This is a genomic window from Methylomonas koyamae, from assembly GCF_001644025.1.
GTDB lineage: Bacteria > Pseudomonadota > Gammaproteobacteria > Methylococcales > Methylomonadaceae > Methylomonas > Methylomonas koyamae_A.
The window spans coordinates 1-10,837 of the sequence record NZ_LUUK01000211.1; the positions used below are offsets into that span (position 1 = coordinate 1).

The following is a 10,837-nucleotide window of genomic DNA, read 5'->3' on the forward strand; positions in this document are numbered from 1 at the left end:
AACTGGTACTTCCGGACCGGGACGGAATAGCAGAGGAGGGCAAATCGATGATGAAGTTTCCCAGGCGGGTTTCCGCGCCATATGGCGTTTGGTCACCGCGCTTTAATACGCAAGCTATCGATCGGGTTGAATGACGATGAGGCTCCGGTTTAGTGTGGCTGCTTTGGTCATGTTACTAAGTGCTTGTTCTTCCGACGACAGTTCGTCGAACAAACAATCCGTACAACAGACGAGTGCAAGGCCGCCGACTTCCGGGGCGGGGGGCGGCGTGCCGCCGGTTGGGCAGAGCGCCGTACCCGATGAGCCGGTAAAACCTAACCGTAGCGAATTGCGGGTGATGACTGAAGACGCCAAGGCTACCGAAAACGCCGTCAAGAATGTTATTGAGCGCTTCGACGCTAATTTAAGCGATCGTCAGGCTCGAGAATCCGCGCAAAACGAATTTAAAGCGATGCTGCCCGACTATAAAGAAAAGATGTTGCAAATCGGTAAGGCCAAAATGAAGGGCGAGTCACATCCAGTTGAAACGCCGTGAACACCCTATTTCGGAATGTCGTTAAAAATCCGCGGGGATTGATACATCGGAGTGATGATCTGTGATGGTTGCCGTTCTCGCGGCGCGTCGGCGTTCCTGCTCGGAATTCCGTAGTCGGCGCGGAGTATGCTGAGTAAGGTCTAATAATTTTTTAGGTATTGCAATAATTCCAATACGCGGCTTTTGATCAGAGCGGTTCGGTAGCCGTGACGGGAAATCGCTGAAGAAGAGCCGAATTGCTCGATGGTCCAATTTCCGTTAATAAAATCCAGTTCAGCATCGCGAAATTGTAGCCATAAGCGTTGCGAACGCAACAAGGTTTGTTTGCTCGGTTCGGGCAGATTTTTCTGCAGAGATGAATACGCGCGGTTAAGCGCCTTATCCAAAAACTCTGCGTAGTCGCGGTAAGCCTGATCGGTTTGTTCCGTGGTTTGCGCGTGTTGGTAAATTGCCTGTTCGAACGCATCGGCGCGAGATAGGAATTCCGCTGTAAGATCCGGGGTGTCGGGGTTGTCGATCGCGTGCGCGAAATTAAAACTTAAGCTCAACACAACCGCGATCAACGCGGAACGGCGACGGAATCCGATCATTTGCTCACCATTTTTTGTAAACGCCTTGTGAAAAAACCACCCATTCGCATGCGCGGCGATTCTCCAAGCCTTTCAATACCTTGCCTTGCGACTTATTCCAAGCCTTCCAGGCGGCTTCCAGATTGGGGTAATTGGTTTTCGCGGTGGGGTCGTTGATCATCTTAACCACCGAGGAATCGGCAAAGCCGTTGGCACCGGCGCCGATGTTGAAAGCCAGCATCACTAAGGCATCAAACTGGTGCTGTTCCAAGGAACTCGTAATCCTGCTACGAACTGCCGTGACAAACGGCGTCAGGTCCAGACCGAACAATGTACTCGCGGTAAACTCGGTGATGCCGTTCTTCCGTTCTTGTACAAATTCCATTCGGCGGCTTTGATCAAATGCCCGTAACCGACGGTTGCTCCCGCGACCCATGCGTTAATTTCCTTGCCGGTTTGGTCGTCGTATGGCTTTAAACGCAATGTTTCGATGTCTTTCAATAGCTTCAATCCGTCTCCGCTCAGGGCTAGTTCCTTGGCGGGGTTGGTGTCGCTTTGCAGCGAAGTGCCACTCAAGCTCGACCTGCCGGCGGAGAGACTTCCGCGACCAAGCAGTGGTATCCAGTCGTGAGTATGTGCGGGCCGGGTAATGGGCTAAGCGACCGGCATAGCGTGCCTTGGTCGATATCGTTGTCGAACAATCCTTGTAACGGGCCTGGAATGCGGTAGCTCGCCATATCGAATTCTCATTGCAAAAAAAGCGCGGCATACAAGCTGTCTGGAATGCGTGTTACCGGAGTATAGACCGGAATTGTTTCTCAGCAGGCATAGGGCCGATGCCGCAGTCCAAATTTTCCGGATAAAAAAACCGGTAGAGAGCCTAGCCCTCTACCGGTTTTTGCTCTACGGCCTTGGCTATTAGTGTACGTCTTTCCAGTATTCCTTCTTCAATAAGTACGCGAGTGCGATGAACATCAGCAGGAAGAACAGCACGAATTTACCCATTTGCTGGCGTTCCAACTGCACCGGCTCGCCGACGTAGACTAGGAAGTTAACCAAGTCGGTCACCATCTTGTCGAATTCCTTGGGCGACAACTGGCCGGGTTGCTCCAATTTGAGCTCGGTGATCACGTCGCGACCGTCGACCTTATGAACCACTGCGGTCTGCGTGCCTTGCAATTGCCAGAATACGTTGGGCATGCCGACATCCGGAAAGACCGAGTTGTTGACGCCTAGCGGCTTGTTTTTGTCGTTGTAAAAGCTCCGCAGATAGGTATATAGCCAGTCCGCGCCGCGTGAGCGGGCAATCAGCGACAGATCCGGCGGCGTAGTGCCAAACCACTTCTCGGCGTCGTGGGCATTCATCGCCGAATGCATCTGATCGTATATGCCGGCACCGAGCGGCGCGACGTTTTTCAGGATTTCGCTTTCATCCAGCTTTAAATCCATCGCGATGCGCTTGTAACGAATGTGCTTCGCGGAATGGCAGCCCAAGCAATAGGTGACGTAATGCTTGGCGCCGCGTTCCAACGATGCGGTGTCGCTGAGATCGATGTCCGGACTATCCAGTTCGATTCCGCTACTGGCGTTAACGCAAAAAGGCAGCAAAAACAAAAGAGTGCAGAGTATCTTTTTCATGGCTTAGTCCAGGCTCTTTTTCAGGTTTTTGACAAAACGAATCAGCACGGCTTGAACGCCGGCCCAATTCGGCCTTTTCTTGGCGATGGTTCCTCCTAAATTGTCGGGAACATGATGAACTTCGACGACTTCGTCTATCAGTGCCAATACCGCTGGAATGCGGTCTTCCAGCGTTGGTTGCTCCGTCAGGCGCTCGGGCAGCGGTTTGGTCTTCTCCCAGCGGGTATATAACGGCATCAGAAGGAAGAAGCCGAAGTAGATCGCGGTCAGGAAGCGGGCTACCGTCGTCGCCGCCGGCGTGGCCGGTTGGGTGCCCAAATAGCCCAAGCCGATGAAGCTGACGACGAACAGCAACAGCGCTTTCTTGAACATGCCGCCGCGATAGCGGATGGATTTGACCGGGCTGCGATCTAGCCAAGGTAGCATGAACAGCACTACGATCGCGCCGCCCATCGCGATGACGCCGGCGAATTTGTCGGGAACCGCGCGCAGAATCGCGTAGAACGGCGTGAAGTACCAAACCGGCGCGATATGTTCCGGGGTCTTCAGCGGATCGGCTGGAATGAAGTTGGCGTGCTCCAAAAAGAATCCGCCCATTTCCGGCATATAAAAAATTACCGTCGCGAAAAAGAACATGAACACGCCGACGCCGACGATGTCCTTGACGGTGTAGTACGGATGGAAGGGGATGCCGTCAATCGGATGTTCTTTCCAGTTCAGATTTTCCTTGATTTCGATGCCGTCCGGATTGTTCGAACCTACTTCGTGCAGTGCGACGATGTGCAGGAATACCAGAATCAGCAAAACCAGCGGCACCGCAATGACGTGGAACGCGAAGAAGCGGTTCAAGGTAGCGTCGGAAACCACGTAGTCGCCGCGGATCCACAGCGACAATTCGTCGCCGACTACCGGTATCGCGCTAAACAGCGAGATGATGACCTGCGCGCCCCAGTAGGACATTTGGCCCCAAGGCAGTAGATAGCCCATGAAAGCTTCGGCCATCAGGCACACGAAGATCAGCATGCCGAAAATCCAAATCAGCTCGCGCGGTTGTTTGAACGAGCCGTACATCAGGCCGCGGAACATGTGCAGATAGACGACGATGAAGAAGGCCGAGGCACCGGTGGAATGCATGTAACGCACCAGCCATCCCCAGTTGACGTCGCGCATGATGTATTCGACCGAGTCGAAGGCCAGTTTGGCATCCGGTTTGTAATTCATTGTCAGCAGAATGCCGGTTATGAACTGGTTGACGAGTACGAACAGCGCCAGCGAGCCGAAGAAATACCAGATGTTGAAATTTTTCGGCGCGTAGTAATGCGCCATGTGTTCGTTCCACAAATCGGAGAGTGGAAAACGCTCCAGCAGCCAGTCGCTGCATTGATTCATTTTTTGCTTCATGCTGATTTCGCCTCGTTGTCTTCGCCGATCATGATCAGGCTGTCGGTCACATAACGGTAGGGTGGAATCTCGAGATTGGTCGGAGCCGGCACGCCGCGATAGACGCGGCCGGCTAAATCGAACCAGGAGCCGTGGCAAGGGCAGAAAAATCCGCCTTTCCAATCGGGGCCGAGATCGTTAGGGGCGATTTCCGGGCGAAACGTGGGCGAGCAGCCCAGATGGGTACACAGGCCGACCGCGACGAAAATTTCAGGTTTCAGCGCGCGCAACGAGTTTTTGGCGTAATCAGGTTGATGAGATTCGTTGGAGACAGGGTCTGCGAGTTTGCTGTCCAAAGTCGCCAGCGTAGATAAAACCTCCGGGGTTCGATTCAAAACCCAAACGGGTTTGCCGCGCCAAGCGACGCGGATCAATTGGCCGGACTCCATTTTGCTGATATCGACCTCGACCGGCGCGCCGGCGGCCATGGCCTTGGCGCTCGGCTGCATTTGCGAGAGAAAGGGAACGGCCAGATAGCCGGCCCCCACGGCTCCGACCACCGACAAAGCCGAGGTCAGAAACTGGCGTTTTGAATGATCGACGCCTTCTTGGTTCATAGGTAACACTCCTGCGTGATGTGCGGTGTATCGGGCAATACACCGATTATTATAGTTTTTGGCAAATATACCTTACTGGCCCGGATTAATGAAATGGTTCTTGGGCTGGCGGCCGCGCCTGGCGTGGGTTGCTGGCGGTTTTGGCCCAAACGGGGAGCTGGCGCCTTCAGCGCGGTAATTCGGCCAGAGCAGCGGCCAGCGCGTTCAGAAAACTCTGGTTTTCTTCGGGTTTGCCTATCGTGACCCGTAGGCAGTCGCTTAGCACGCCGCCTTGGCCGGACAGATTCTTGATTAAAATTCCGCGGGCTTTCAGTCCGGCGAACAATTGGTCGGCTGTGCCGGCCGGTGTGCGAAACAGAATGAAATTGGCCGAACTGGGATAGACGGTCAGCGTCGGCCAGGCTTTTAAGGCCTTGGCCATTGCAGTTCGCTCGGCACGGATGGCTTGGGTTTGTTGCGCGAGGAAATCGCCGTGTTCCAACGCGAAGCCGACCGTCGCTTGGGTCAGGCTATTAATGTTGTAGGGCAGGCGAACTTTGTCGAGTTCGGCGACGATCTCGGCCGGGCCGGCCAAATAGCCCAGACGCAAACCCGCCAGACCGAGTTTGGAGACGGTACGCATTACTAGCAGATTGGGATAATTCCCTAATTCGCCGACGAAGCTGGCGTCGGCGAACGGCGAGTAAGCCTCGTCAACGACAACCAATCCCGGTGCTGCGGCGATGATGGTTTTGATGGCTTGGGCGTCGAACAGATTGCCGGTTGGGTTGTTCGGATAGGCGATGAAAATCGCTGCCGGCAGGGTGTCGGCGATGGCTGCCAGCATCGCGGACAAGTCCAACGCGAAATCGGTCGCCAACGGTACGCCGACATAATTTAGTCCCAGGCTACGGGCGATTTGTCGGTACATCACAAAGCCGGGTTCCGGAGCCAGTACCGTGGCATCGGTGGATAGCGCCATCAGCAGAATCTGGATGATTTCGTCCGAACCGTTCCCGAGCAATAGCGCGGCATGATCCGGAATCGCGTTCGCGCGTCTTAATTGTTCGCACAAGGCGGAACCGGTCGGGTCGGGATAGCGGTTGATCGGGCAGGCTTTCAACGATTCCAACCAGCGTTGCTGAATGTCTTCCGGCCAGGTGTACGGATTTTCCATCGCGTCGAGTTTGATCAAGTTGCGGGCATCGGCGACATGATAGGCCGACATGGCGAGAACTTCGGGGCGGAACAGCTTGGTAAGCGCGTGGTTAGGCATGGTGTCGAAATCGGCGAAATCGGAATGGGCGGCGAGGTACTAGGTCCGGTCAATCGGACGGCCGCAGGCAAATTGGGCCGATTCTACCAAAGCGGAGAGCGAAAGCCTAACCTCGGAAAACCGGCGGTCCAGCGTCCCCGTTGACGCACATCGTTCGCTTCGGCGCGAGATCGATGCCGCGCGGATTCTAACACCGCTGGCGATAAGCAGGCAAAGCCCGGCCGCGCCCTTCACGGAGTTCCAGAAGGTATGCGCGCAAATGGCCGAAAGCGAACGCCGCCATGCACAAATTCGAACACCGACTACATTTTTAGGCCTGGTTCTAAAGTAGCAAGTCAAGGCTCCGTCGTGCACAAACAAACCCACATTAGCTATCTCGACACGATTCGCGGCTTGGCGGCGTTGACCGTGGTCAGCGAGCATTATGTGATTGCTTATGGCTTGCCCTGTCAAACACCGATATGCGAACAAATTTTGGATTTTTCGCCGTTGCATTTTTGGTGGGAAGGTTCCGCGGCGGTGTCGATGTTCTTCGTGTTGAGCGGTCTGGTGCTTTCCCTAAAGTACTTCCAGCATGGCCACATGCCGGACTTGACGCGCTTCGATTTGACACGGTTTTTGATCGGTCGGGTGTTTCGAATTTGGTTTCCGTACCTATTGGTGTTGGGGCTCAGCGCCGGATTGTTCAATCACACCTTCGGTCGCCCGGTACCGGTTACCGCGCTGGCGCCGACCGACTGGATCGTAGATATGTGGCATAAATTTCCGTTGGATGCGTCGGCGATGGTCAGGGAGGGCTTTTTGCTGGATATGCCGGATCTTATCGTGCTGTTGCCGCAATCCTGGACCCTGGGCGTCGAGTTGGTGTTGTCCCTGTTACTGCCGGTTGGCTTGCTGCTGGTTGATCGTGGCACGTCCTGGGTGGTCTTTTTCAGCGTGTTGGCCATTGCTTTGCTGGGCGTGTCGGCCTTTTTGCTGCATTTTTTGTTGGGTTTGACCATTGCCCGCTATCTGCCTACGATCAAAGCCTATCTGGTCGGATCTCCGGCGCTACGGCGTTTCTTGTTAGGCGTGGGGGTTTTGTTTTATACCGGAGCAACTTTGCTACCCAAGCCGTGGATAGCGTGGAGCGACGGCCAATTGGTGTGGTTAGGAACCGGTCTGGGTGCCGGCATGATCTTGCTGTTCGTGCTTGCGTCGGTCCGCGTGCAGGCCATTTTGTCGAAGGCCTCGCTGCGGCAAATCGGCAAGGTTTCCTACAGCACCTACCTGATTCACATGGCGGTCCTGATATGTCTGACCCCTTACGTTTTGATGGGTCTGCAAGCGTTTAGCGAGAACCGCCTGTTCTTGTGGTTGGGGGGATGGTTGCTGACGATGTTGATCGTGCAAGGCTTGGCCTTGCTTTGTTATCGTCTTGTGGAGATCCCCAGTATCGTGGTCGGTCGTTGGTTGGCGGACCGCGTCGTGCTCGCAAGACACTGATCGCACCTCGGGCAACTGGAGCTTAGGAAGGCCGGAACGTCGCCTGGGTTGGTTTGACTCGGTCCGGTGTTTTACGAAAAACACTGAGGCGAACGGGCCGTCGATGGCAAACGGCTCTGCCTCGGGTACTATGTTAACTATCATCGTAACCACTCAGCGCGACCATGTCTCTACTCAGATCGTTGCACACCGACATTGATGCCCGAGTCGCCGCGACCCGTACCGCGTATTCCGGTTGGCTGTGTCGGCGTGGTTGCGAAGGATGCTGCCACAGGCTGGCGGACATCCCCAAAATCAGCCGTGCCGAGTGGGAGCTGCTGGCCGAAGGGCTAGCGTTGTTGCCGCCGGACGTGATGCGGACGGTGGGTCAAGAGATCGTTGATCTTGCTAAACAAGTCAATCGTCCGCTAGTTTGCCCACTACTCGATCGCTCAACCGGCAGTTGCCGGGTTTACCTTCAGCGCCCGGTCGCCTGCCGCACTTACGGTTACTATGTGCAACGCGACAAAGGTTTGTACTGCAATGATATCCAAGCTCAAGCCGACAGCGGCGCGTTAAACGATGTGGTTTGGGGTAATCACGATGCGATCGATAGACGGCTCGACGCGATGGGTGCGGCCAAGGCGTTAACGGAGTGGTTTCAAGAGTCGTTGCTCGCTGAGAATTCTGGATGATGTTTGAGTTGTGTCTGTCGCTGGGATGTAACTGTAACTCCTGCTGATTTGACGAAGCATTTGCGTGCGTTTCGAGGGAAATTAAGCAACTTCATGAGCTCTGTGCCGACCTTTCTTCGGCGAATCTCAACTGGTCCTGGTCTTGGACTCCAGCCGGCCATTCGAGCGGTCGACCATCTATTGCGGTCACTTAAAGGAACTTTCCCCGGTCTTGCATTGACTTAAGCTCGAGGACTCATGGAAAATAACCCGTTTAAATCTAATATCCGCCGGCGAACTCCGCAAATGCCCAGCAGCGCAAGCCCCGAAAACCATATCGTTTCCGTCAGCAACTTGAGCTTTGCCAGGGGCACTAGAAAAATTTTCGACGGCGTCGATCTGTCCATACAGCGCGGCAAAATCACTGCGATCATGGGGCCCAGTGGCACGGGTAAAACCACGTTGTTGAAGCTGATCGGCGGGCAGTTGACGCCCGATCGGGGCCAAATTCTGGTGGACGGTCAAAACGTGCATCGTCTGAAAACCCGCGAGCTTTACGCGTTGCGCAAACGTATGGGCATGCTGTTTCAAAGCGGTGCCTTGCTGACGGACATGAACGTTTACGACAACGTGGCATTCCCGTTGCGCGAGCATACTCATCTGCCGGAATCGATGATACGTACGCTGGTGCTGATGAAGTTGCATGCGGTCGGCTTGCGCGGTGCTCACCGTCTGATGCCTAACGAATTATCGGGCGGCATGGCGCGCCGGGTGGCTCTGGCTCGGGCCATCGCCCTCGATCCGTTGATGATTATGTACGACGAACCGTTTACCGGCCAGGACCCGATTTCGATGGGCGCATTAGTGCATTTGATCAAGTCGCTGAACGTGACATTGGGATTGACCAGCATCATCGTATCGCACGACGTGCAGGAAACCGCCGCGATCGCTGATTACATCTACGTCTTGTCGGAAGGCAAAATCGTCGGCCAGGGCACGCCGCAACAGTTGCGACAGTCGGACTCGGCTTGGGTGCAACAGTTTATGCACGGCGACGCGGACGGTCCGGTACACTTCCACTACCCAGCGCCCGATTACCTGGACGACCTGCTGGCCGGCAAAACTACCTTGTAATTAGCGATGCTAGAATTTTTGCAAAACCTGGGCAAAACCACCCGCGACAGCTTTGCCAAGCTCGGCCGCGGCGCGTTTTTCCTGTCCCATACCTTGACCGGCATCGGCGACGTGTTGCCGCGTCCCAATTTGCTGCTCAAGCAACTGTATTCGGTTGGCGTTTTGTCCTTCCTGATCATCACCATTTCCGGTCTGTTCGTCGGCATGGTGCTCGGCTTGCAAGGCTTTAATATCCTGTCGGACTTCGGCGCCGAAGAGTCGCTGGGCGTGATGGTCGCCGCATCGCTGGTTCGAGAGTTGGGGCCGGTGGTGTCGGCTCTGTTGTTCGCCGGCCGCGCCGGTTCGGCGCTGACCGCCGAGATCGGTCTGATGAAGGCTACGGAACAACTGTCCGGCATGGAAATGATGGCGGTCGACCCGATCAAACGCATTATTTCGCCGCGTTTTCTAGCCGGCTTCCTGTCGATGCCGCTGTTGGCGGCTTTGTTCAGCGCGATCGGCGTGATGGGCGGCCATCTGGTTGGCGTCGGCATGCTTGGCGTGGACGACGGCGCGTTTTGGGCGCAGATGCAAGCCAGCATCGATTTTCAGGAAGACATCGTCAACGGTGTCATCAAAAGCGTGGTATTCGGCTTCGTGGTGTCGTGGATTGCGCTATTCGAAGGTTACGACGCTATCCCAACTTCGGAGGGCGTGAGCCGCGCCACCACCCGTACCGTGGTCAACTCGGCGTTCTCGGTACTGGCTCTCGATTTCATACTAACCGCACTGATGTTTGGAGACATTTAACATGCAGCATTCCAAGACACAGGACACCTTGGTCGGCCTGTTCGTCGCTTGCGGCATTGCCGCACTGTTTTACATGGCCTTGCAGGTCAGCAACCTGGGTACTTATACCAGCGACGACAGCTATACCGTGATTGCCCGCTTTCAAAACTCCGGTGGTCTGAAAGTCAAGTCGCCGGTGTCCATCGCTGGGGTCCGCATCGGCAGGGTGTCGGCGATTACGTTGGACCGCGAAAGCCACGAGTCTGTCGTGGAAATGCGCATAGAAGCCAAGTACGACAATCTGCCCGAAGATTCCGGTGCCAGTATTTATACGGCGGGTCTGCTAGGCGAGCAGTACATTAATATCGATCCGGGTTCGTCGGACAGCTTTTTAAAGGACAAGAGTAAACTCGATATCACCAGCTCGGCCATCGTATTGGAGGAAATGATCAGTAAATTCATGATGAATAAGGCGGAAGGCAAGTAATGGCCGTATTGACGCTGAGCGAACTGGCGCCCGGTCACTACGCCGTCACCGGCAATTTGACCTTTGCCAGCATCGACAGACAATCCCTGAAATCGTTTAAGTTCCTGAAAGGCATGGACAGTATCTGCATCGACCTGGCTCAAGTCGGTACCACCGACAGTGCCGGTTTGGCTTTGATGATCGAATGGATCAAGCAGAGCCGGGCCAGCCGAGTGCGCCTGACTTTCAAAAACGTGCCGGCGCAACTGCTGGCGCTCGCCAAACTCAGCGGTTTCGACGAAACCGAATATTTTGCCAACCGCGGCTGATCGCGCCG

General features: G+C 55.2%; 14 protein-coding genes. 7 read left to right on the forward strand and 7 right to left on the reverse strand.

What is annotated here, in order from left to right; all coding sequences use genetic code 11:
- The first annotated feature begins 337 nt into the window (after positions 1-337).
- Complete coding sequence (locus A1355_RS25410) at positions 338-535, forward strand: hypothetical protein (protein WP_139306268.1); 198 nt, start codon at positions 338-340, stop codon at positions 533-535.
- A 140-nt stretch (positions 536-675) separates the two neighbouring features.
- On the opposite strand, the gene A1355_RS21025 is transcribed toward A1355_RS25410, so the two are convergent.
- The 7 genes from A1355_RS21025 to hisC all read right to left on the reverse strand — a co-directional run bounded on the left by A1355_RS21025 (position 676) and on the right by hisC (position 5,994).
- Positions 676-1,125, reverse strand: coding sequence for a lysozyme inhibitor LprI family protein (locus tag A1355_RS21025; protein ID WP_064031246.1), 450 nt, complete (start codon positions 1,123-1,125; stop codon positions 676-678).
- A 4-nt stretch (positions 1,126-1,129) separates the two neighbouring features.
- Entirely contained in the window at positions 1,130-1,489 is a 360-nt protein-coding gene (locus A1355_RS25865) for a lysozyme (RefSeq protein ID WP_064031247.1), read from the reverse strand.
- Positions 1,417-1,680 (reverse strand): hypothetical protein, encoded by a 264-nt coding sequence (locus tag A1355_RS25870; RefSeq protein ID WP_197471871.1) that lies wholly within the window; start codon positions 1,678-1,680, stop codon positions 1,417-1,419. Before A1355_RS25870 ends, A1355_RS25865 begins: the two co-directional genes overlap by 73 nt.
- A 342-nt stretch (positions 1,681-2,022) precedes the next feature.
- Positions 2,023-2,742: a cytochrome c1 gene (locus A1355_RS21035; protein WP_064031248.1), complete on the reverse strand. Its 720-nt coding sequence runs from the start codon at positions 2,740-2,742 to the stop codon at positions 2,023-2,025.
- Between the two features lie 3 nt (positions 2,743-2,745).
- Positions 2,746-4,143: a cytochrome b gene (locus A1355_RS21040; RefSeq protein ID WP_064031249.1), complete on the reverse strand. Its 1,398-nt coding sequence runs from the start codon at positions 4,141-4,143 to the stop codon at positions 2,746-2,748.
- Positions 4,140-4,739, reverse strand: coding sequence for a ubiquinol-cytochrome c reductase iron-sulfur subunit (petA, locus tag A1355_RS21045; protein ID WP_064031250.1), 600 nt, complete (start codon positions 4,737-4,739; stop codon positions 4,140-4,142). The genes A1355_RS21040 and petA overlap by 4 nt, the downstream gene beginning before the upstream one ends.
- Positions 4,740-4,905: 166 nt before the next feature.
- On the reverse strand, positions 4,906-5,994 hold the full coding sequence (hisC, locus tag A1355_RS21050) for a histidinol-phosphate transaminase (RefSeq protein ID WP_064031251.1): 1,089 nt from the start codon (positions 5,992-5,994) through the stop codon (positions 4,906-4,908).
- Between the two features lie 348 nt (positions 5,995-6,342).
- Here hisC and A1355_RS21055 point away from each other — a divergent pair, with 348 nt between their 5' ends.
- The 6 genes from A1355_RS21055 to A1355_RS21080 all read left to right on the forward strand — a co-directional run bounded on the left by A1355_RS21055 (position 6,343) and on the right by A1355_RS21080 (position 10,829).
- Positions 6,343-7,479, forward strand: coding sequence for an acyltransferase family protein (locus tag A1355_RS21055; protein WP_064031252.1), 1,137 nt, complete (start codon positions 6,343-6,345; stop codon positions 7,477-7,479).
- A 164-nt stretch (positions 7,480-7,643) separates the two neighbouring features.
- The gene (locus A1355_RS21060) at positions 7,644-8,153 is read left to right on the forward strand and encodes a YkgJ family cysteine cluster protein (RefSeq protein WP_064031253.1); all 510 of its coding nucleotides are present in this window, start codon (positions 7,644-7,646) and stop codon (positions 8,151-8,153) included.
- A gap of 285 nt (positions 8,154-8,438) precedes the next feature.
- Positions 8,439-9,266 carry an ABC transporter ATP-binding protein gene (locus tag A1355_RS21065; protein WP_064031257.1) on the forward strand — a complete coding sequence of 276 codons (828 nt, stop codon included), beginning with the start codon at positions 8,439-8,441 and terminating at the stop codon, positions 9,264-9,266.
- 6 nt (positions 9,267-9,272) lie between these two features.
- A complete protein-coding gene (gene mlaE / locus A1355_RS21070; RefSeq protein WP_064031254.1) occupies positions 9,273-10,055 on the forward strand; it encodes a lipid asymmetry maintenance ABC transporter permease subunit MlaE in 783 nt (260 codons plus the stop codon).
- A gap of 1 nt (position 10,056) precedes the next feature.
- Complete coding sequence (gene mlaD, locus A1355_RS21075; protein ID WP_064031255.1) at positions 10,057-10,521, forward strand: outer membrane lipid asymmetry maintenance protein MlaD; 465 nt, start codon at positions 10,057-10,059, stop codon at positions 10,519-10,521.
- Positions 10,521-10,829, forward strand: a complete 309-nt coding sequence (locus A1355_RS21080; protein WP_064031256.1) for an STAS domain-containing protein — start codon at positions 10,521-10,523, stop codon at positions 10,827-10,829. The genes mlaD and A1355_RS21080 overlap by 1 nt, the downstream gene beginning before the upstream one ends.
- The last annotated feature ends 8 nt before the right edge of the window (positions 10,830-10,837 follow it).